The organism is uncultured Maribacter sp. (genome assembly GCF_947495965.1).
Classification (GTDB): Bacteria; Bacteroidota; Bacteroidia; order Flavobacteriales; family Flavobacteriaceae; genus Maribacter_B.
Window position 1 is genome coordinate 100,759 of the sequence record NZ_CANMBB010000002.1, and the last position, 20,576, is coordinate 121,334.

The following is a 20,576-nucleotide window of genomic DNA, read 5'->3' on the forward strand; positions in this document are numbered from 1 at the left end:
GCATCTTCTTTTATGGAAGACAACGAAGAACCAAACCAAGAACATATAGAAAACAATGATGATTCCCAAGTGGCCTTAACCAAGGTTACGGGAATGTATAAAGATTGGTTTTTAGATTATGCTTCTTACGTAATTTTAGAACGTGCAGTACCAGCTATAGAAGATGGTTTTAAACCTGTGCAAAGAAGAATTCTACATGCTTTAAAAGAGTTAGATGACGGTCGTTACAATAAAGTAGCGAATGTTGTTGGGCATACTATGCAGTATCACCCGCATGGAGATGCTAGTATTGCAGATGCCATGGTGCAAATTGGCCAGAAAAATCTGCTAATAGATACCCAAGGAAACTGGGGGAATATTTTAACAGGAGATAGAGCGGCAGCATCAAGATATATAGAAGCAAGACTTTCTAAATTTGGTTTAGAAGTAGTGTTTAGTCCTAAAATTACAGAATGGCAATTATCTTATGATGGTAGAAAAAAGGAACCGGTAAATCTTCCAGTTAAGTTTCCACTTTTATTAGCACAAGGAGCAGAAGGTATTGCCGTAGGTTTATCTACAAAAGTATTACCACATAATTTTAATGAACTTATAGATGCGTCTATAAAGCATTTAAAAGGTTCTAGATTTACTATTTATCCAGATTTTTTAACTTCAGGAATTATAGATGTTAGTAATTATAATGACGGACTCCGTGGTGGAAAAATACGAGTGCGTGCAAAAATAGCGCAATACGACAGTAAAACTCTTGTAATTAGTGAAATACCTTACGGAACTAATACTTCTTCTTTAATAGAGTCTATCCTTAAAGCAAATGAAAAAGGAAAGATAAAAATTAAGAAAATTGAAGATAATACAGCTGCAGATGTCGAGATTTTGGTGCATTTGCCAGGTGGAATATCGCCAGATAAAACTATAGATGCATTATACGCTTTTACCTCATGTGAATCTTCTATCTCTCCCTTAGGTTGTATTATAGAAGACAATAAACCCTTGTTCATTGGAGTAACCGAAATGTTAAAGCGTTCTACAGATTATACGGTAGAGTTGTTAAAAAGAGAATTAGAAATTCAATTAAACGAGCTAGAAGAACAATGGCATTTTTCATCTTTAGAAAGAATCTTTATTGAAAATCGTATTTATAGAGACATAGAAGAAGAAGAAACTTGGGAAGGTGTAATTTCTGCTATAGATAAAGGGTTAGAACCACATGTAAAACATTTAAAAAGAGAAGTTACAGAAGAAGATATTGTTAGGCTTACAGAAATTAGAATAAAACGTATTTCTAAGTTTGATATTGATAAGGCACAACAATTATTAGATAGTTTAGAAGAACGTATAGCAGAGGTAAAGCATCATCTTGCGCATATTATTGAATTTGCTATAGATTACTTTAAAAACTTAAAAGCTAAATACGGTAAAGGTAGAGAGCGTAAATCTGAAATTAGAGTTTTTGATGATATAGAAGCTACTAAAGTTGTTATTAGAAATACAAAACTATATGTAAATAGAGAAGAAGGTTTCTTTGGCACCTCACTTCGTAGAGATGAGTATGTAACAGATTGTAGTGATATTGATGATATTATTGTTTTTACCAAAGAAGGTAAAATGATGGTGTCCAAAGTAGACTCTAAAACTTTTGTAGGGAAAAATATTATACATGTAGCAGTCTTTAAAAAGAAGGATTCTAGAACCACTTATAATATGATTTATAAAGATGGTAAAGGTGGTGCTACGTATATAAAAAGATTTAATGTAACAAGTATGACTCGAGATAAGTTATATGACCTAACTACAGGGAAACCTGGCTCTCAAGTACTATATTATTCGGCTAACCCTAATGGAGAAGCGGAAGTTGTTACTATAAACTTAAGACAAGTTGGTAGTGTTAAAAAGCTAAAATGGGATATAGATTTCTCGGATGTTCTCATAAAAGGACGTGGCTCTAAAGGAAATATTGTTACTAAATACGCTGTAAAACGAATAGAACTTAAAGAAAAAGGAGTTTCTACCTTAAAGCCAAGAAAAATTTGGTTTGATGATGTGGTGCGTAGATTAAATGTAGATGGGAGAGGGGAGTTGTTAGGAGAATTTAGAGGAGACGATTTATTGTTGATTGTAACTCAAAAAGGTATGGTTAAAACCATGTTACCAACCTTAACTTCTCATTTTGAGGACGATATGATAGTTCTGGAAAAATGGATTCCTAAAAAGCCATTATCAGCTATTTATTGGGATGGCGATAAAGAAAGGTTAGCTGTAAAACGTTTTTTAATAGAACAAGAAAATAGGGAAGACCTTATTATTACAGAGCACCCAAAATCTTACTTAGAGTTAATTTCTACAGATTGGAGGCCAATGGTAGAGCTTGAGTTTGTAAAGCCTAGGGGAAAAGACCCAAAACCTAATGTAACTATAAATTTAGAAGAATTTATTTCTATTAAGGGTATTAAAGCATTAGGAAACCAACTTACTTCAGATAAAGTAAAAAATGTTAATTCTTTAGAAGCGTTACCTTATGAAGTAGAAGAAGAAACACCTATTAGTGAAATAGAGGTTGTGGAAGAAAACCAAGATAAAAAGCCAGAAATAAAAGAGCAGTTAAAGAATTCTACGGAAGATAATGAAACTAATACTTCTACTAAAAGTTCTCTTGATGCTGCTGATAGTGATATTGATGACGATGGACAAATAACGCTTTTTTAATTTCTTGTTTATGAAAAAATTTATTGAAGAGTTTAAGAATTTTGCTGTTAAAGGTAATATGATAGATATGGCTATTGGTATTATTGTGGGAACAGCATTCAACAAAGTAGTAAATACTTTAGTTAAAAAAATAATAATGCCACCTCTATCTTTATTGTCAGAAGGTGTTACCTTGACCAATAGAAAAATTGTTTTACGTGAAGCAAATGCAAATGGTATAGAAGAAGTTGCTATCTGGTATGGAGAACTTATAGAGGTTTTGGTAGATTTTGGAATTATTTCTCTGACCATTTTCGTGGTTTTAAAGTTTATAAATCATTTTAAGGATAAGGCCGAAAACCCAGAAGATAAAACAGTAGCAACTCCAAAAAATATAGAGCTGTTATCTAAAATGGAACAGCTGTTAAAAAGGCAAAATGAGATTTTAGAAAAAAATAATAAATAATAATTACCTAGAAAGTATAAATAAAAATAGCCTAATCCTTATAACTAAGTATTGTATAGCTATCTTTGAAAAAAAACATTTTTTTAATTTATGGATTTGACCAACCCCCTTATATATGGTGTTCCTTGTTTTATAGCATTAATTTTATTAGAAATAACCTATAGTCATACACACGATAATGAAGATTTATATGTGTGGAAAGATTTAATGGCAAGTGGTGCTATGGGAATAGGTTCTGCTATTTTAGGGCCATTAATAAAAGTTACCGTTTTAATCACTGTTTTTAATTACACCTATGAATTCTTTAACCCTTTAGTAGATGGTGTTCGTACGAATATCATGGGGTATGAATCTTTTGGATATGCATGGTATGTATTTTTATTATGTCAGTTAGCAGATGATTTTACGTACTATTGGTTTCATAGAGCTAATCATGAAATTAGATTATTATGGGCTGCTCACATTGTGCACCATTCTTCGGACCATTTTAATTTAGGAACAGCTATTAGAAATGGTTGGTTTACTTTATTATATAAACCTTTCTTTTATATGTGGATGCCTGCGGTAGGGTTTCCTGTAGAAGTTGTGGTTTTTGCTTTAGCAATAGAATCTTTTTGGCAATTTCAACTGCATTCTAAATATGTGCCTAAAATGGGGTGGGTAGAAAAAATATTTAATACGCACACGATGCACCAAGTACACCACTCGCAAAATGTGGAATATTTAGATAAAAACCATGGAGGATTTTTGAATATTTTTGATAAAATATTTGGAACATGGAAAGAACTAGATGATGATGTAGAGGTTAAATTTGGAGTAATACATGCACCACAGTCTTATAATCCTTTAGTAATTTTAACTCATGAATTTAAAGATATTTGGAATGACACTAAAAAGTCTCCAAAACTATCCCATAAACTAATGTATATTTTTGGCCCTCCTGGTTGGAGTCATGATGGAAGTACCATGACGGTTAAGCAGCAGCAACGTTTATTTAAAGACCACAAGAGTACCAATCCTAATACTAAATTTAGTAGGCCTAATTAAAAGCCTTTCTTTTTTGGATATTTATAAGTAGTTTTTTTAACTAAAATATTTTTAGGTGTCTGGAAAGAAAAAAAATAAATAGTACATTTAGAGAAGGAGAAGGTGTACCAATGGTTCTTCTTAAATCTACAACAGCATTTGCAGTATAATTATTTTCTCATGATGCTAGTTATACTATACTGACAAGATTTTATCATAATTATATTTATGCATGTAAAATACACAGAAAAGGCTATAAAAGTATTTTTAAATAGGACTAAAAATAATTAAATTTATAGTTTAGTTAAATAAATATAAGTAGCTAAAATATAGTGTAGTAAAAATTTATAATGTCAGATAATTTAAAAGAGAAAATTAAAGAATTTGGTTTAGGCACCAAAACCATAAATAATGGACATAGAACATTAAATAAAGACGGTTCTTTTAATGTTACTAAAACCAATCTTCCTTTTTTAGAAAGATTTAATTTTTTCCATTCTTTAATTTCCATGCCTTGGTGGCAATTTTTTAGCATTATCCTACTAGGTTATTTTGTAATTAATACTTTTTTTGCCTGTTTGTATTTATGGATAGGTGTGGAGCACCTTACAGGAATTCAAGGAATAAGTAAAACCGATAAGTTCTTAGAAGCTTTCTTTTTTAGTGCGCAAACCATAACTACTTTAGGGTATGGTAGGGTAGCGCCAATAGGCATTTTGGCCAATATAGTTGCAGCAATAGAATCTATGTTAGGTTTGTTATCTTTTGCATTAGCAACGGGTATGGTGTATGGTAGGTTTTCTAAACCTTCTCCTAAAATTAAATACAGCTCGCATGGCGTTATTGCTCCTTTTAATACCATAAATGCATTTATGTTTAAGATTGTTAATCCGCATGCAAACCAGTTGTTAGAGGTAGAAGCAAAGCTAACCCTATCTATGAAAAAAGATGATTTTGGCGCACGCGAGTTTTATGGGCTAGATTTACAAATACCAAAAGTGGTTTTCTTCCCCTATATGTGGACCATAGTACATCCAATAGAAAAAGATAGCCCGTTGTTTGGGTTAGATCCAGAAAGCTTTTTAGAAAAAGATGTAGAGTTTATGGTAACTATAAAAGCTTTCGATGAATCTTTTTCGCAAACCGTTTATTCTCGTTCTTCCTATAAAGCTGCAGAAATTAATTGGGGAGAAAAGTTTACAAATACTGTAAAATTTGAAAATGGAAGAATGACAGTAGATGTTTCTAGACTAGATGAAACAGAAAAAGCGGTTTTAAATTAAAACAAGAGAATAGCAACCGTTTCTCTTTCTCCCAAAACTAGATGTTAAATTAAATAGCAATTTTTTTAACGCGTACTTTTCTTAGCTATAAACAGTGGTACAATACATTGTTAATAATTGTAGGATAATTAGCTTATTTAATAGAAGGGTATATACAAATATGTAGGTATTTTAGTAATTGTATTTATGCGATACGGTAGTTCGTGTATTACGTTTAAAAATTTGTAGAGTTGAATTTAATTAAACTTAATTATAATTATAATGGAAAATATGACAGAATATTACGAATGGATTTTTAGTGGTGTTGGAGCTACAATTGTAGGTGTAATATTTACTTACTTTTTAATTGAAAGAAAAAAGAAAAATAATAAGATTAAAACATCCTCAAAAATAAGTAATGGAAATATTACTATAAATACAAATGTTAATGCTGTAAGTAGAGTTAGAGAAAGTTTTAAAGAAATCAATAATAAAGAAAATAATAAGCTAAAAGATATCACAAAGATTCTTTTTGTAGATGATAAACATACAGATTTCCAAATTGTTTCAATACTTAAAAAGCAAGGTTGGAAAAACACCAAATCAATTAAAGATATTATAAATTTGGATGACCCTAAAGTCAAAGAGTCTGACATAATTTTTGTGGATATAAATGGTGTTGGTTCTAATCTTTTCAAAGATGAAGGATTAGGTTTGGCTTCAGCTTTAAAAAATAAGTATAACGAAAAAAAAATAATTTTATATTCGGCAGATAATAAGGGGGATAGATTTCATAAAGCTTTAAGAGAGGTTGATGGATGTTTGTCAAAAGATGCAGAACCTTTTCAGTTTAGTAATTTAATAGAAAATTTATTAGGCTAAACATATATGAATCACTTTAAAATAACAGATAATTTAGAAAGTAGTATTTCGGACAATTTGGAATCTGATTGCCTTAATTGTTATAACTCTTGTGACACACTAGGTGGGGTAATTGATTGTTGCCCTATTTATAAGAATAAAAGAAGGCAGGGGAAGATTTTAAATTCTAAAGGTGTTACTTTTCTATGTTGTGAAAAAACAAAAACTACCAAATTATTTAAAAGTAAATTGGAAGCTTTATCATATGCTTATTATGACTTGGTAATACCTCGAGAACAAATCATTAGCGAAGTAAAAAAATCAGAACAAAAGAAAGTTAATAGACTAGTTCATAATCTTACTTCTATAAATGCTCATAACATTCAAGAGATATATAATTTAATACCTCAAGAGATTCTTTCTTCAAATTGGAGAAATCAAATTGAATATATACAAAAAGAATTAGATAACGATAAATATAAAGCCTCTATGGTGTTTTTGCGCATAGCAAAACATAATATTCATATGAAATCAGAATTTTCTATTTATAGAAAATTAGATAGAGATGATAATGCTGATTTGGAATTTACAGTCTACCCATTTAGAGTTGTTTTGTTAAATGTTCTCCATACTTTTTTTGGAGATTTCACATCTAAGAATATTTATGTACAAGTTTCTGATTTTTATGGGAAAATTCTCATTGATTATGAGACAATACAAGTTGCTTTATATCATTTATTGGAAAATTCAGCTAAATATTCAAAACCTGACACAAATATTTTAATTGATTTTAAAGATAATGATAAAACTATAGTTATGTCAATTCAAATGATAAGCTTGCATATTCCTGAAAACGAGCGTGAAAGAATACTTTTAGAAGGAGTTTCTGGTGTAACCGCAAAAAAAATTGGTAAACAAGGTGATGGTATTGGAATGTGGAGGATAAAGCAAATGATTGAATTAAATAATGGGAAATTTGAAATAAAATGTGGTGATGGAATTGAAAATTTTAGAGGTATTCCATTTTCGGAAAATACATTTAATATTGAACTACTTAAAAATTAAACTTAATAAGTGTTAAATTATTAGATGGAGAGTTAATGTTTTTACTTATTTGCAAAGACTATTAATTTTTTTTAATTTGAAATATATTGCTTTTGCTATTTGTGTAATTACTTTTAAATAAAACTTAAAATATAACTAAATTTTTTGAGATTTGTTATGTTGATAGTAGTAATTAAACCTTCCGTGCACCACGCAGATGTTTTAGTATATTATAAATTTAACTGGTGAAAAAATTATTAAGTATTTTTAAGTTTACATTACTAGTATTATATATAAAATAAGAATTTTCCGTTATATTTTATAAAATATAATTGATGAAAAAAATCTTACTTCTTGTCTGCCTCATTTTTTGTTCTTGTATTTCTGATGATACTATTGAGGTGTCTAAATACCCCATTATTACTACGATCAAAGAAATAACAGATGTTTATGATATTAATTTAGATTTGAGTGGAAAAAGTGAGACTTGTAGCGTACACAAGTATTTTGATGGGTCTGTAGAGTTAGAATATACGTATGATTTAATAGAGACAGATAGGTATAGTCCTTTGTACTATTCTATAACAATATCTAAGGAACGCAGTGTTAGGGAAGCAAAAAAGGCATATCAATTAACTAATGGCGCTTATAATATAGTTACAAGTTCTTTTGGTCAAGGTACTGAAGAGGTAAAAAATATAAATCTTCCTGGAGACGATAGTTTTTATGCTATTAGAACCTATGATGGAGAACCTAATGGGGTGTTACTTACCATACGTGATGGTAAATTTATTTATAATCTTATTACTTCTGGTATATATACAGAAGATCATAGTTTGGTTAAAGAGGTTATTCTTCCAGAAATAGAAAATTTGAAGAGATTTGCTATTGTAGAGTAAATTACCTTGGGGCAAGTCCAAGAGGCATTAGAAGAAAAATTAGTATTGATTTCGACGTAAGCCAAGCGTCGGAGCATTTAAATCTCGATTATCGAGTAAATTTGTATTTTAAGTTTGAAATTTTACTCATGGAAGAATATATTAAGAGCCTTGAAAATGAATTTGCTAATAGTGCAGATAGCTTAGTTGCTACGCATCAAAAAGCGTACATGCGTGATCAATTTGATTATTATGGGTTAAAAACACCTATTAGAAGGGAAATTCAAAAACCTTTTTTAATTACATCTTACCTTCTTCCTAAAGAAGTGCTTCCAAAATTAATTAAAATCTTATGGAGTAAACCGCAAAGAGAGTTTCAGCATTTTGGACAAGAATTAGTGTTCAAATATATAAAAGCCCAAGAAGTAGAAGATATATTGCTTTATGAATATATGATTACAAATAAATCTTGGTGGGATACAGTAGATTTTATTGCGGTTAAATTATTAGGAGCTTATTTTAAAAAATTTCCTGAAACTAAAGATGCAACTATTAAAAAGTGGCTAAAGACTAATAATATTTGGCTACAACGGAGTGCTATACTTTTTCAATTAAAATATAAAAAGGAATTAGATACATTAGTATTGCAAAATACAATTAATAGTTTGTTAGGTTCTAAAGAGTTTTTTATAAATAAGGCTATAGGTTGGATTTTAAGGGAATACAGTAGAACCAATCCTAACTGGGTTGTGGAATTTGTAGAGAATACAAATTTAGAGCCATTAAGTAGGAGAGAGGCATTAAGGTTATTAAAATAAAAACACCCTAGCAAATTATTTTACTAGGGTGTTTTTTTGTTTAGAAAAGTGAAATTACTCTTCTATATTTTCAGTTACTCCTTTTTTATTTTTTTTCATTCTTAAATCAAAAAATTCTACCATTAAAGAAAAGGCTATAGTAAAGTACAAATATCCTTTTGGAATGGTGCCAACTTCATTGCCAAAAACAATTAAATGAGCAAGGTGTGCTGCTTCTGCAATAAGCATAAATCCAATTAATATTAAGAAAGATAGTCCAAGTATTTGTATGGACGGATGACGATTTACAAACTCCCCAACTGGGTTAGCAAATAACATCATTATGATCACAGAGACTACCACAGCAACAATCATTAAAATTAGTGCATCATTAGGATTTGGAGATATTCCATTGGTCATTCCAATAGCTGTTAAGATAGAATCAAAAGAGAAAACAATATTTATAACGGTTATTTGTACTATAGCGTTGCTTAATGTTTTAGAACGAGCTTTAGTTACCTCTCTTTCATCATGACCTTTATCTTCTACTTTTTCATGTATTTCTTTTGTACTCTTGTATAATAAGAATAATCCACCAGCAAAGAGAATTATTGCTTGTCCGCTAATACCGCCAGAAATCCAATCCAAGTCAATAACCCAGAAAGGCTTTTTCATAGAGGTTAGTAAGGATATACCAAAAAGAAGCACAATACGCATAGCCATGGCCAATACTAAGCCTATGTTGGTTGCTTTTTTTCTTTGCGCAGGTTCTAATTTTCCTGCAGCAATAGATATGAAAATAATATTATCTATACCTAATACAATTTCTAAAAAGGTTAAAGTTAAAAGGGCTATCCAAGCATCTGGATTAGAAAAAATTTCAAACATGGTTATTTAGTTTTTGTTGCGGTTCCTGTTCTTACGATTAGTTTTTTATTGGTGTCTTTTACAGCATTCTTATATTCAAAAGTATAAGAATCTTTTGTGGTACTCAAAATTTTATAATGAATGGCAATATCATTATTTAAATCTTTTAAAACAAATTCACAATCATTTAACCACCGTACGGAAGCACTGTCAATTTTATTATCATAATAATCTACACTGTAATCTTTGTCACGTATAAATTTACCGGTTTTAGAAACTCCATTTATTTCATATGTAAACGTAAATTCTCCAGTTTTAAAATCACTACAGTTTCGTTCTGGTTGGTAACAAGAAACAAAGGTTAATAATAGTAATAATATGCAGATTATCTTTTTTATCATAGTTTAAGAAAATAATTAAATTAATAAGTCTTGGTATAGATTAAAGGTGAAGTATTTGTATATGTAAAATTAATTAAATATTTGATTTTCAATATATTGTATAAATATTTTTGTTTTTAACCATTTAAATAATTAATTACATAACAAAAAACACCTTATAGGTTGCAAATGTAATTTATATAGATTGTATTTTTACTAATTAAATTTAAGAATTTTAGATGTTTACATCCATAGAGTATAAGAATATAAAAGAGAAATCTGTTACTGGTCGTTATGTAATTAATGAACAAATTTTCTCAGTTTTAGAAAAATTACCTTCAGAATTTAGTGTTTCTTATATTGGAGATTCTGTCCAAAAAAGAAAAATATATAGCGTTACTGTAGGTAATGGATCCAATAGAATTTTAATGTGGTCCCAAATGCATGGTAATGAATCTACCACTACAAAAGCAGTATTAGATTTATTAAATTATTTACAACAAGATTCTAAAGAGGTAGATACTATAAAAGCTAATTGTACCCTACATATTATCCCTATGCTAAATCCAGATGGGGCGCATGCCTATACTAGAATAAATGCTAATGAGATTGATTTAAATAGAGATGCCCAAAACCAAACCCAGCCCGAGAGTACTATCTTAATGGCAGCGTATAAAAAGTTTAAACCAAACTATTGTTTTAATTTACATGATCAGCGTACTATTTTTAATGTGGGTACAACGAATAAGCCTGCAACGGTATCTTTTTTAGCTCCTGCACACAATGAAGAAAGAACTATTTCTAAAACTAGAGGAGTAAGTATGCAGTTAATTGTTGCTATGAATAGTGAGTTACAAAAAATAATACCAGGTCAAGTTGGAAGGTATGATGATGGGTTTAATGCAAATTGTGTGGGAGACACTTTTCAAATGCTACATATTCCAACAATACTTTTTGAGTCTGGTCATTACCCTAACGATTATGAAAGGGAAACTACACGAGAACTTATATATATATCTTTACTAAAAGCAATTAGTACAATTAGTTTAGGTACCATTCCTAGTTATAGTCAAGAAGACTATACTACCATACCAGAAAACGGAAAACTTTTCTTTGATGTTTTAATAGGTAATGCAGAGAAAATTAACTCAAGTTTAGACCCAAATACAGATATAGGAATATTGTTTAAGGAAACTTTAATAAATGGTGTTCTTGAGTTTGTGCCAGCAATAGAAAAGGTTGGAAAATTAACAAAATCTTATTTTGGTCATAAAACCTATAATTGTTTAAAAGAAGAAGAGTTGTTTATCCTAAAAAAGGAACCTTTCATAGAACTTTTAAAAGAATATATTGCATAATATGGTATTTAATTACCTAAACGTTACATTTTTGTTATAATAAGGCAACTTTTATTGAGTTTTCTATTGTAATTTATTATTTTCGCATTTAAACTATTTAAAACCATGAGTAAAGTTAAGTTAGACGAGATAGACCACCAGATTCTAGATATGTTAATAGACAACACTAGAACACCATTTACAGATATAGCAAAGAAATTATTAATATCTGCTGGTACTGTACATGTTAGGGTAAAGAAAATGGAAGAGGCAGGAATAATAAAAGGGTCCTCTTTAACTATAGATTATGTTAAGTTAGGATATTCTTTTATAGCTTATGTTGGTGTTTTCTTGGAAAAAACGCACCAGACAAAATTTGTATTAGAGCGTTTAAATGAAATTCCAAATGTAACTGTTGCACATATTACTACAGGTAAGTTTAATATTTTCTGTAAAATTAGAGCAAAAGATACTACTCACGCTAAAAATATTATTTTCAAAATTGATGATATTGATGGAATTAGTAGAACAGAAACAATGATTTCTTTAGAAGAAAGTATTAATGATAAAAAACGATTAATGCACAAAATTTTTAATGAACTTTAATAGCATTAATTACTATAAACTTAAATCCTAATTGAAATTACTTTAATTAGGATTTTTTATTTATTAAAAATGAAAAAATCGGATTTATTAGAAGTAGAGTATAAAGAATTTTATGCTACCTATTTAAACGCTATTGAGGATGTAGAGCTTATGTCTGAATTGCTTAATGGAAAAAAACAGTTTCTAGATTTAGTAGAAACTATAGATGCTGCTAAATTTTCTTATGCCTATGGTAAAGATAAATGGACAGTGGCAGAAGTTTTGCTACATATTATAGATACAGAAAGGGTTTTTCAATATAGAGCACTATGTTTTTGTAGAAATGATAAAACAGCTTTACCAGGATTTAATGAAAATGATTATGCAAAAGAAGTTTCCGTTGCGAATAGAAATAAAGAAAATATAGTTGAGGAATTTCTTGCTGTAAGAGAATCTACAATTGCATTATTTAAGAATAGTACTAAAGAGCAGCTCTTGCACACAGGTACTGCAAGTAACATACAATGGAGTGTTGGCGGATTAGGATTTGTTATTTGCGGTCACCAAAAACACCATATGAAAATTTTAGAAGAAAGGTATTTTTAGTCTATTCTATTTCTTTCTCTAAAGAATCTGAATCTATATCTAATTGCATATTGGAAGCGTCTACTTCCTCTATAGTATTTGTAGTATTAGGTTCTAGTTCTTTTTCTACGTTGTCTTCAAAATTTGCAATAAAGTTAGATAAGCTTTTACTAATTTTTACTAAATAAATTGTGTCTTCTGTTTTTAGCTCAACAGTTTCTATAATTTCACCATTTATATTTTTAAAAATTATAATATCATCATCTCCATACCCATGAGGGTATGTTTCAATTAATAGGGAAACAATACTGTGGTCTAATTTTTTGTAATCTACAAGTTTGCGTAACATAATGTATAGGTTTGGTTTTTATACTACCGAATCTATATAATTTATGTATTACTTTTTTTAAAGAGTTGTAAAATGAAGAATTTAGTGTATGAATCTCTTATTCTTTGTAGTAAGAAAAAGCTTCGGAAAATAATTCATCTTTAATTTTAATGTCATAGACAGCTTCGCCAATACTTTTTAGTAAAACAAAATTAATGTTACCGTGAGAATTTTTCTTATCAAAAATTAAAAGCTTTAAAATGCTTTTAATTCCTTCTTCTGTAAACTCAATTTTTTTATACCTGCTTAAAAAAGTTTCTTTAATGTCTTCTAATTCACTTTTAGGTAGTCCTGTTAGTATATAAGAAAGGTATCCTTCTAAAATCATTCCAATTGCAATTGCCTCTCCATGTAAAAGTGTTGGTAATTCTTCACTCTCTAGATAATGAGATTCAATGGCATGTCCTAGTGTATGGCCAAAATTTAATATTTTACGTAGGTTTTGTTCTGTTGGGTCAATGGTAACAACATCATTCTTAATAATAACAGAATCATGTATGTGTGCTTCCATTTCTTTGTAAGATGTTATTTTTTTAAGTTCTTCCCAATAGTTTTTGTCTTTAATAAGACCATGTTTTAGCATCTCTGCAAAGCCACTTTCTATTTGCCTAGCTTCTAAAGTTTGTAAAAATTCTGGAACAATAAGTACCATTTGCGGTTGGTTTATAACTCCAATTTGGTTTTTTAATGGCCCTAAATCAACACCAGTTTTGCCACCTACAGATGCATCTACCATAGAAAGTAATGTAGTAGGTATGTTAATAAAATTAATTCCTCTTTTAAAAGTAGAAGCTACAAAGCCACCTAAATCTGTAAGAACGCCACCTCCTAAGTTTAAAAGAATACTCTTACGGTCTCCGCCAAGTTCAGAAAGCGCGCTCCAAACTCCTGTGCAAGTTTCTATGTTTTTATTTTCTTCACCAGATTCTATTTCTATAATTTCAAATGCATAGTCCCCAGTAATTTGAGACATAAAGGCAGGTAAACAATGCTCATGCGTATTTTCATCTACCATAATAAATATAGTAGAATATGCTTTATCTTCTAAATGCGTATTTAGAGCATTAAAAGCATCTGTGTTAAAATGTATAGAATAAGATGTTGTGGTAATAGAGTTCATAGTTGTAATTAAGTTTTTCTCTAAAGTTTTTCAAAGAAAAATATTTTTTTAATAGCTCGCAAAATAAAGCTTATTTTAAATGAAATGGTTGTAAAAAGTGTTATTATATTTGATGTTGACTAATTTTTTAATAAATGAAACATATTTTTGAGAATACCGCAACGGCATTTGCCTTAAAAACGGATTCGGAATTAGAAAGAGCCTATTTTCTTTTTAAAATGATTGCAAATGAACCTCTTGTAAAAATGGGTACATTAATGACAAATTTTGCAATTAAAGCGCATTTACCAGTAGAAGGTTTAATAAGAGCTACAGTTTTTGACCACTTTTGTGGTGGTGTAAATGAGGAAGATTGTTTACCTGTGGTAGATAAAATGTGGGGAAAAGGAGTTTGTTCTGTTTTGGATTACTCAGTAGAAGGAAAAGAGGAAGAAGCTACATTTGACGAAGCTTTACATAAAATTTTAAAGATTTTAAATTTTGTAAAAGAATTAGATTCTATTCCCTTTGCAGTATTTAAACCTACTGGTTTTGGAAGATTTGCATTGTTCCAAAAAGTGTCTAGTAACACAGTACTAACTGCAGAAGAAAAAGTAGAGTGGGAGCGTGTTGTTAAAAGGTTTGACACGGTTTGCAAAAAAGCTTATGATATGGAAGTAGCTTTGTTAATAGATGGTGAGGAAAGTTGGATGCAAAATGCAGCAGACCAATTGGTAGAAGATATGATGGCAAAATATAATACTGAAAAAGCGGTAGTGTTTAATACGCTGCAAATGTATAGATGGGACCGTTTGGAGTATTTAGAAGGGTTATATAAAAGAGCTAAAGAGAAAGGTTTTTTGGTGGGTTTAAAAGTAGTACGTGGTGCTTATTTAGAGAAAGAAAATACTAGAGCAAAAGAAAAAGGGTACCCAACACCAATTTGTGCTAGTAAAAAAGATACCGATATTAATTTTGATGCTGCAGTTAGCTATATATTAGATAATTTAGATGTTATTTCTCTTTTCTGCGGCACACATAATGAAGCTAGTAGTTATGCTTTAATAGAACTTTTAAAGGAAAAAAATATAGAAAAATCAGACACTAGAGTTTGGTTTGGGCAACTCTATGGTATGAGCGACCATATATCTTTTAATTTGGCTGCTGAAGGTTATAATGTTGCTAAATATTTACCTTTTGGTCCAGTAAGAGATGTTATGCCGTATTTAATACGTAGGGCAGAGGAAAACACATCTGTAGCGGGGCAAACTACAAGAGAATTAACCTTGTTAAAAGAAGAACGAAAGAGAAGGAAAATTTAGTAAACAAGTTTACTTATTTGTGCTTTGTCTTTACAATTTTTTACGGTTAAAATAGCTTCTTTTCCATGTAATTCACCTTCTATAAGATAAGTTTTACATGGATTAGATTTAGTATCACTATTTCCAAAGTCTACATCTCCGTTGATTAAGAAAAAAGCAATATCTGTAGAGTCTAATTCTTTATTTAAAAGCAAGGTGCTTATTTCTTCGGAGTAGTGTAACGGTTTAGAACGTATGTCTTTTAGTGTTCTACAATTTGGTAAATAACAAAAAGATAAACTGGTACCTGTTTCATCCGATTTTTTTTTGAAGAAAAAAGTTAAACAAACAATACCTAATGATAGGCCAAAAACAAAGTAACCTAAACGCTTTAAAAATGCCATATTAAAAAATCAGAAAATTGATGTCGCTATACTGTAAGTCAAACCATTCGCCTACAGATTTATTGGTTAAAATTCCGTGGTAAAGATACAGACCATTTCTAAGACCTTTGTCAAAACGCAAAGAATTTTCTATTCCCCCATCTTCTCCAATTTTTAGTAGATAAGGCGTAAAAATATTACTAATAGATACCGATGCAGTTTTTGGGTATCTAGAAGGTATATTTGGAACACAGTAATGCACCACACCAAATTTTTCTACAGTAGGTTTGTTATGGCAAGTAACCTCACTAGTTTCAAAGCAACCACCCATGTCTATACTAACATCTATAATTACAGCACCTTTTTTCATGTGTTCTACCATAGTACTAGAAACTACCACCGGTGAGCGGTCTTTACCTCTTGTTGCACCAATTGCAACATCACATCTTTTTAGGGCTTTTAATAAATTTTTTGGTTGTATCGTTGAAGTATATATAGTCTGGTTTAGATTTGTTTGTATATTTCTAAGCTTGGTAATAGAGTTGTCAAAAACTTTAATATTAGCACCCAAGCCAATAGCAGACCTTGCAGCAAATTCACCAACCGTACCAGCACCAATAATTACAACTTCTACAGGAGGTACACCACTAATATTTCCAAACATTAAACCTTTACCTTCATTGGTAACCGCCATTAACTCAGAAGCTATTAATACTGATGATATTCCTGCAATTTCACTTAAAGAACGTACAGCAGGGTATTTACCATCTTCATCACGTATATATTCAAAAGCAATGGCAGTAATTCTCTTTTTTGCCAATGCTTCAAAATATCGTTTTTCTTGTATTTTTATTTGTAATGCAGATATAATAGTTGCTTGCGGATTTAACATTTCTATTTCTGCTAAAGTTGGTGGCTCTACTTTTAATAGCAGTGGACAAGAAAATACTTTTTTAGTGTCTTTAGTAATTTCCGCACCAGCATTAGTGTATTCTATATCTGTAAAATTTGCACCTTCGCCAGCGCCAGCTTCTATTAATATTCTATGGCCGTTGGCAGTTATTGCATTTACAGCATCTGGGGTTAAACAAATTCTTTTTTCTTGATTTTGATTTTCTTTTGGTATACCAATAAAAAGTTCTCCTTTTTGTTTTAAAACTTCTAATGTTTCTTCTTGTGGTAAGAGTTGTTGTTTACTAAAAGGAGATGTTGGTAAATCCATATAAATAAGCAATAAAATTAATGGTGTTAATATCAAATTTACAACTTTTAATGAAATAATTAAGTACTATAAAAATCATAAAATCATTGTAGTGCTATACTATTTTTATTAATGCTCTTTTATTCTATAATTATTTTATGTGATTAAGATTATAACTAATTTTGTTTCATGAATAATTATGCGCTTTATTTTTTTACGTTTTTGTTTTTAATGACTTCTTTTACAATTGAAGCTCAAGAAATTAGAATTTTTACAGTGAAGGATTTTGATTTAAAAGATAGTGTGCAAACGTGTTTGGTAAATACTAAATATGGTAAGGAAGAGTATGAGTTTTTAAAAGACGGACGTTTGTCTAAGTCTGTTACAAGGCATAGTGATGCGGATTATAATATTACATACTATAAATACGATGGAAAATTTTTAAAAGAAAAAAGATTTGAAAACTACAGAGAAAATAATTTTGACCCTAGTACCTCCATTGCTAATATTTATACTATAGATAGTACAGCAACTTTAAAAATTACAGAAAAAATACTTACGTATTCTAAAGAGTTTTTAGAACAATACGAGTATATGTATTCTAAAGAAAATGTTTTAGAGAAAATTACAAGAACCAATGACACAGGTATAGATATTACAACTATTTCTAATACAAGTTTTAAAGGTGAAAATACAAAAACATATAACTTAAACGGTGAGATTATTAAATCTATTAGGACCTCAAAAATAAAAAATAAAAATACTCCAGAACAAAAATTAGTGCTTACCAAGACTTTTTTAAATGGCGAAGCAATATCTGCAGAGGAGGATAAAATAAACCAAAAAGATAAAATAGTTTCTAAGACTAAGTTTTTGTTTAATACAGACAAAAAAGAGTTTGAGCCACAGGAAGTTATATTATATGACTATAATGAAAATGACATGCTGATTAAAACGGAAGAGAAATTAGAAGATAGTGTCACGATAAAAGAATACCTGTATCAATATGATGATGGCAATTCTGGCAATTGGATTAAACAAATTATTACGCCAGATAATAGTTATAAAACTAGGGCCATAACTTATTTTGAATAAGTAGTTTATACTAAAGATTCTATTATTTCTTTTTTAATGGCATGTTCGCCATCATATACTATTACGTTTACTTTACCATCAAATAAAAGTTGTATTCTTTTTTCTTCTAAAATTCTTTTGGCCTCAGTAATATATTCGTCTTTATCACCAATAAAGAAGGTTATTTTTGTTTTGTTATCTATTAGATTAGAAAAATTCTCTTTAGTTAATTCTTTGGGTATAATTCCACCGTATAATACTAAATGATTACACGGAATTTTAGAATAGCAAATCCACCTGCTAGCAATAGAAACACCTTGTGAATATCCTAAAATTATTACATTATGTTGGTCTGTAATGCCTTCTTGTTGGTAGACTTTGTTTAAATAATTTAATACGTTTTTTGTTTCTAAAGAGGTATTTTCTTTAGTAAGCCAACTAGAGCCAACTCTACGATATTTATTATTTAAGTAATATTTAGAAGGGGCTTGTGGTGCTATTATATAATTTTCTTCAGCAGGTAAGGAATCAAAATGTTTTATAAAATACCTACTTAAATATCCTATGCCATGTAAAACAATCCATATGTTTTTGGTTTTATTAGTTAAGGAGTTAAGAGTTTCGTAGGTGTTTGTTGTAGTGTAACTTACTGTTTTTTCTTGATTACTCATTTTATTATAAAAACTAAAATTACAGTAAAGGTAAAAAACCAAACTTTACTTTAAGAAACCATTCCCTTTTTAAACACTTCTTTTATTCTTAGCTAATGCTTAATTTTACAAAAAAAAAGGCATGAACGATTATAAAGAAAAGATTCTATCTATTTGTAATGAAAGCTCCAAAAACACACTTATGGAGACTTTAGAAATTGAATATACAGATGTTGGAGAAGACTTTTTAATTGCAAAAATGCCAGTAAATTCTAGAGTCCATCAACCAGATGGTGTTTTGCATGGTGGTGCTACTGCTGCTTTAGCGGAAAGCGTAGGAAGTACAGCTTCTTATATATTCTTAGACGGACAAAACTTTTTTGTGCGTGGTATAGAAATTTCTGCAAACCATGTAAAGAGTGTAAAAGAAGGCTTTGTATATGCTAAAGCACTTTTAGTGCATAAAGGGCGTACAACGCAGTTATGGGAAATTAAGGTTACAGATGATGAAAATAATTTAATATCCGTTTGTAAATTAAGTACCATTGCCTTACCTAAAAAATAATATGCTTACCCAAATCATAAATAAAGCAAGTAAACAATTAGATGCCAAATTACCTTTTGTTTTATATAGGAAACCTAATAGTACTGTAGTTAAGGCAGGTTTTCAATCTACTACAGTTATTTATAATGTAAATTCTTTTGAAGAAAAAGGATTTGTTTTTGCTCCTTTTAATAGTGAGTCTCCTATAGTGTTATTAAAATTTGATGATTTTTTAGAAGAGACTTATGCATTTAATAGTATTGCTTCTAAACAGGATATAAATTATCCAAGTGCTACAGAAGGTAAGGAAAAGCATATAGAATTAGTTAAAAAGGCTATTTCTAAAATTAAGGACACCAATTTTAAAAAAGTTGTTGTTTCTAGAAAAATAGAAATAAACTGTACCAAAGACCCTTTTTTACTTTTTAGTTCATTATTACAAAAATATGCATCAGCTTTTTGTTATTTATGGTACCATCCTAAAATTGGAATGTGGTTAGGAGCTACCCCTGAAATTCTTTTAAAATTAGAGAATAAAAGGCTAACTACAATGTCTTTAGCAGGAACAAAGCCTTATGAACAAGATAAAAAAGTTACTTGGGGAATAAAGGAATTAGAAGAGCAAAATTTAGTTACAGAGTATATAACAAATGCATTAGAGAATAAAGTAGATAAGCTATTATATTCTAAGGTAGAATCTATACGTGCTGGAAATTTGTGGCATTTAAGGACTAAGTTAACGGCAGATATTATAAATGAATCTTTAAAAAGTATTATACAAGTACTGCATCCTACGCCTGCAGTATGTGGTATGCCTAAAGAAGAAACCAAATCTTTTATTTTGGAAGAAGAAAATTATGATAGGGAATATTACACGGGGTATTTAGGAGAATTAAATTTTAAACAGGAAAATTTAAGAACTACAAGGCGTAAAAACACAGAAAATAATGCCTATAAATCTATAAAAAAAGTATCTGATTTGTATGTTAATTTACGATGCATGCAACTAAAAGATGCAAAAGCAATAGTATATGTTGGCGGTGGTATTACAAAAGATTCTGACCCAGAAAAAGAATGGAAAGAAACTGTAAATAAAAGTAAGACTATGTTGTTTATACTTAATACAACATAATCTTATTGTAGAATTGGGTTTAGTTAGTACA

22 protein-coding genes are annotated in these 20,576 nt (G+C 29.7%); 15 read left to right on the forward strand and 7 right to left on the reverse strand.

What is annotated here, in order from left to right; genetic code table 11:
- Nucleotides 1-12 precede the first annotated feature (12 nt).
- From Q0820_RS04800 to Q0820_RS04835, 8 genes are all read left to right on the forward strand, one after another.
- Entirely contained in the window at nucleotides 13-2,706 is a 2,694-nt protein-coding gene (locus Q0820_RS04800) for a DNA gyrase/topoisomerase IV subunit A (protein ID WP_298485624.1), read from the forward strand.
- A 10-nt stretch (nucleotides 2,707-2,716) separates the two neighbouring features.
- The gene (gene mscL / locus Q0820_RS04805) at nucleotides 2,717-3,151 is read left to right on the forward strand and encodes a large conductance mechanosensitive channel protein MscL (RefSeq protein ID WP_298485626.1); all 435 of its coding nucleotides are present in this window, start codon (nucleotides 2,717-2,719) and stop codon (nucleotides 3,149-3,151) included.
- 90 nt (nucleotides 3,152-3,241) lie between these two features.
- Nucleotides 3,242-4,198: a sterol desaturase family protein gene (locus Q0820_RS04810; protein WP_298485628.1), complete on the forward strand. Its 957-nt coding sequence runs from the start codon at nucleotides 3,242-3,244 to the stop codon at nucleotides 4,196-4,198.
- Nucleotides 4,199-4,527: 329 nt separating this feature from the next.
- Entirely contained in the window at nucleotides 4,528-5,460 is a 933-nt protein-coding gene (locus Q0820_RS04815; protein ID WP_298485629.1) for an ion channel, read from the forward strand.
- Between the two features lie 261 nt (nucleotides 5,461-5,721).
- Nucleotides 5,722-6,321 carry a response regulator gene (locus tag Q0820_RS04820; protein ID WP_298485631.1) on the forward strand — a complete coding sequence of 200 codons (600 nt, stop codon included), beginning with the start codon at nucleotides 5,722-5,724 and terminating at the stop codon, nucleotides 6,319-6,321.
- Nucleotides 6,322-6,327: 6 nt separating this feature from the next.
- Nucleotides 6,328-7,365, forward strand: coding sequence for an ATP-binding protein (locus Q0820_RS04825; protein ID WP_298485633.1), 1,038 nt, complete (start codon nucleotides 6,328-6,330; stop codon nucleotides 7,363-7,365).
- Nucleotides 7,366-7,679: 314 nt separating this feature from the next.
- The gene (locus Q0820_RS04830) at nucleotides 7,680-8,243 is read left to right on the forward strand and encodes a hypothetical protein (protein ID WP_298485635.1); all 564 of its coding nucleotides are present in this window, start codon (nucleotides 7,680-7,682) and stop codon (nucleotides 8,241-8,243) included.
- Nucleotides 8,244-8,371: 128 nt separating this feature from the next.
- Entirely contained in the window at nucleotides 8,372-9,040 is a 669-nt protein-coding gene (locus Q0820_RS04835) for a DNA alkylation repair protein (RefSeq protein WP_298485636.1), read from the forward strand.
- A gap of 54 nt (nucleotides 9,041-9,094) precedes the next feature.
- Here Q0820_RS04835 and Q0820_RS04840 read toward each other — a convergent pair whose 3' ends face one another.
- Both Q0820_RS04840 and Q0820_RS04845 read right to left on the reverse strand, forming a co-directional pair.
- Nucleotides 9,095-9,907, reverse strand: a complete 813-nt coding sequence (locus tag Q0820_RS04840; RefSeq protein WP_298485638.1) for a TerC family protein — start codon at nucleotides 9,905-9,907, stop codon at nucleotides 9,095-9,097.
- A gap of 2 nt (nucleotides 9,908-9,909) precedes the next feature.
- A complete protein-coding gene (locus Q0820_RS04845; protein ID WP_298485640.1) occupies nucleotides 9,910-10,287 on the reverse strand; it encodes a hypothetical protein in 378 nt (125 codons plus the stop codon).
- Nucleotides 10,288-10,505: 218 nt separating this feature from the next.
- Between Q0820_RS04845 and Q0820_RS04850 the strand changes: the two genes are divergently transcribed.
- From Q0820_RS04850 to Q0820_RS04860, 3 genes are all read left to right on the forward strand, one after another.
- Nucleotides 10,506-11,624 (forward strand): M14 metallopeptidase family protein, encoded by a 1,119-nt coding sequence (locus tag Q0820_RS04850; RefSeq protein ID WP_298485642.1) that lies wholly within the window; start codon nucleotides 10,506-10,508, stop codon nucleotides 11,622-11,624.
- A 105-nt stretch (nucleotides 11,625-11,729) separates the two neighbouring features.
- Nucleotides 11,730-12,209 carry a winged helix-turn-helix transcriptional regulator gene (locus Q0820_RS04855; RefSeq protein ID WP_298485644.1) on the forward strand — a complete coding sequence of 160 codons (480 nt, stop codon included), beginning with the start codon at nucleotides 11,730-11,732 and terminating at the stop codon, nucleotides 12,207-12,209.
- A gap of 69 nt (nucleotides 12,210-12,278) precedes the next feature.
- Nucleotides 12,279-12,794, forward strand: coding sequence for a DinB family protein (locus Q0820_RS04860; RefSeq protein WP_298485646.1), 516 nt, complete (start codon nucleotides 12,279-12,281; stop codon nucleotides 12,792-12,794).
- A 1-nt stretch (nucleotide 12,795) separates the two neighbouring features.
- Here the strand turns inward: Q0820_RS04860 and Q0820_RS04865 are convergent, their stop codons facing one another.
- Both Q0820_RS04865 and aroB read right to left on the reverse strand, forming a co-directional pair.
- Nucleotides 12,796-13,122, reverse strand: a complete 327-nt coding sequence (locus tag Q0820_RS04865; RefSeq protein ID WP_298485648.1) for a hypothetical protein — start codon at nucleotides 13,120-13,122, stop codon at nucleotides 12,796-12,798.
- A gap of 97 nt (nucleotides 13,123-13,219) precedes the next feature.
- Nucleotides 13,220-14,281, reverse strand: coding sequence for a 3-dehydroquinate synthase (gene aroB / locus Q0820_RS04870; RefSeq protein ID WP_298485649.1), 1,062 nt, complete (start codon nucleotides 14,279-14,281; stop codon nucleotides 13,220-13,222).
- A gap of 134 nt (nucleotides 14,282-14,415) precedes the next feature.
- Between aroB and Q0820_RS04875 the strand changes: the two genes are divergently transcribed.
- A complete protein-coding gene (locus Q0820_RS04875) occupies nucleotides 14,416-15,582 on the forward strand; it encodes a proline dehydrogenase family protein (RefSeq protein ID WP_298485651.1) in 1,167 nt (388 codons plus the stop codon).
- On the opposite strand, the gene Q0820_RS04880 is transcribed toward Q0820_RS04875, so the two are convergent.
- Entirely contained in the window at nucleotides 15,579-15,965 is a 387-nt protein-coding gene (locus Q0820_RS04880; protein ID WP_298485653.1) for a DUF4258 domain-containing protein, read from the reverse strand. The two genes, Q0820_RS04875 and Q0820_RS04880, sit on opposite strands and share 4 nt — an antisense overlap.
- Nucleotide 15,966: 1 nt before the next feature.
- Nucleotides 15,967-17,166, reverse strand: a complete 1,200-nt coding sequence (locus tag Q0820_RS04885) for an alanine dehydrogenase (RefSeq protein WP_298486696.1) — start codon at nucleotides 17,164-17,166, stop codon at nucleotides 15,967-15,969.
- A 210-nt stretch (nucleotides 17,167-17,376) separates the two neighbouring features.
- Between Q0820_RS04885 and Q0820_RS04890 the strand changes: the two genes are divergently transcribed.
- A complete protein-coding gene (locus Q0820_RS04890) occupies nucleotides 17,377-18,240 on the forward strand; it encodes a hypothetical protein (RefSeq protein ID WP_298485655.1) in 864 nt (287 codons plus the stop codon).
- Nucleotides 18,241-18,245: 5 nt separating this feature from the next.
- On the opposite strand, the gene Q0820_RS04895 is transcribed toward Q0820_RS04890, so the two are convergent.
- The gene (locus Q0820_RS04895; protein WP_298485657.1) at nucleotides 18,246-18,890 is read right to left on the reverse strand and encodes an esterase; all 645 of its coding nucleotides are present in this window, start codon (nucleotides 18,888-18,890) and stop codon (nucleotides 18,246-18,248) included.
- Nucleotides 18,891-19,011: 121 nt separating this feature from the next.
- Here Q0820_RS04895 and Q0820_RS04900 point away from each other — a divergent pair, with 121 nt between their 5' ends.
- Both Q0820_RS04900 and Q0820_RS04905 read left to right on the forward strand, forming a co-directional pair.
- Complete coding sequence (locus Q0820_RS04900; protein ID WP_298485659.1) at nucleotides 19,012-19,434, forward strand: hotdog fold thioesterase; 423 nt, start codon at nucleotides 19,012-19,014, stop codon at nucleotides 19,432-19,434.
- 1 nt (nucleotide 19,435) lies between these two features.
- A complete protein-coding gene (locus Q0820_RS04905) occupies nucleotides 19,436-20,545 on the forward strand; it encodes a chorismate-binding protein (protein ID WP_298485661.1) in 1,110 nt (369 codons plus the stop codon).
- The last annotated feature ends 31 nt before the right edge of the window (nucleotides 20,546-20,576 follow it).

Bases quoted from the DNA above. Each gene is read 5' to 3' on its own strand.
- Q0820_RS04865 (WP_298485648.1), bottom strand. From the start codon at position 13,122: ATGTTACGCAAACTTGTAGATTACAAAAAATTAGACCACAGTATTGTT.
- Q0820_RS04875 (WP_298485651.1), top strand. From the start codon at position 14,416: ATGAAACATATTTTTGAGAATACCGCAACGGCATTTGCCTTAAAAACG.
- Q0820_RS04825 (WP_298485633.1), top strand. From the start codon at position 6,328: ATGAATCACTTTAAAATAACAGATAATTTAGAAAGTAGTATTTCGGAC.
- Q0820_RS04820 (WP_298485631.1), top strand. From the start codon at position 5,722: ATGGAAAATATGACAGAATATTACGAATGGATTTTTAGTGGTGTTGGA.
- Q0820_RS04815 (WP_298485629.1), top strand. From the start codon at position 4,528: ATGTCAGATAATTTAAAAGAGAAAATTAAAGAATTTGGTTTAGGCACC.
- Q0820_RS04850 (WP_298485642.1), top strand. From the start codon at position 10,506: ATGTTTACATCCATAGAGTATAAGAATATAAAAGAGAAATCTGTTACT.
- Q0820_RS04885 (WP_298486696.1), bottom strand. From the start codon at position 17,166: ATGGATTTACCAACATCTCCTTTTAGTAAACAACAACTCTTACCACAA.
- Q0820_RS04845 (WP_298485640.1), bottom strand. From the start codon at position 10,287: ATGATAAAAAAGATAATCTGCATATTATTACTATTATTAACCTTTGTT.
- Q0820_RS04800 (WP_298485624.1), top strand. From the start codon at position 13: ATGGAAGACAACGAAGAACCAAACCAAGAACATATAGAAAACAATGAT.
- Q0820_RS04840 (WP_298485638.1), bottom strand. From the start codon at position 9,907: ATGTTTGAAATTTTTTCTAATCCAGATGCTTGGATAGCCCTTTTAACT.
- Q0820_RS04855 (WP_298485644.1), top strand. From the start codon at position 11,730: ATGAGTAAAGTTAAGTTAGACGAGATAGACCACCAGATTCTAGATATG.
- Q0820_RS04900 (WP_298485659.1), top strand. From the start codon at position 19,012: ATGAACGATTATAAAGAAAAGATTCTATCTATTTGTAATGAAAGCTCC.
- Q0820_RS04860 (WP_298485646.1), top strand. From the start codon at position 12,279: ATGAAAAAATCGGATTTATTAGAAGTAGAGTATAAAGAATTTTATGCT.
- Q0820_RS04835 (WP_298485636.1), top strand. From the start codon at position 8,372: ATGGAAGAATATATTAAGAGCCTTGAAAATGAATTTGCTAATAGTGCA.
- mscL (WP_298485626.1), top strand. From the start codon at position 2,717: ATGAAAAAATTTATTGAAGAGTTTAAGAATTTTGCTGTTAAAGGTAAT.
- Q0820_RS04895 (WP_298485657.1), bottom strand. From the start codon at position 18,890: ATGAGTAATCAAGAAAAAACAGTAAGTTACACTACAACAAACACCTAC.
- Q0820_RS04880 (WP_298485653.1), bottom strand. From the start codon at position 15,965: ATGGCATTTTTAAAGCGTTTAGGTTACTTTGTTTTTGGCCTATCATTA.
- Q0820_RS04890 (WP_298485655.1), top strand. From the start codon at position 17,377: ATGACTTCTTTTACAATTGAAGCTCAAGAAATTAGAATTTTTACAGTG.
- Q0820_RS04830 (WP_298485635.1), top strand. From the start codon at position 7,680: ATGAAAAAAATCTTACTTCTTGTCTGCCTCATTTTTTGTTCTTGTATT.
- Q0820_RS04810 (WP_298485628.1), top strand. From the start codon at position 3,242: ATGGATTTGACCAACCCCCTTATATATGGTGTTCCTTGTTTTATAGCA.
- Q0820_RS04905 (WP_298485661.1), top strand. From the start codon at position 19,436: ATGCTTACCCAAATCATAAATAAAGCAAGTAAACAATTAGATGCCAAA.
- aroB (WP_298485649.1), bottom strand. From the start codon at position 14,281: ATGAACTCTATTACCACAACATCTTATTCTATACATTTTAACACAGAT.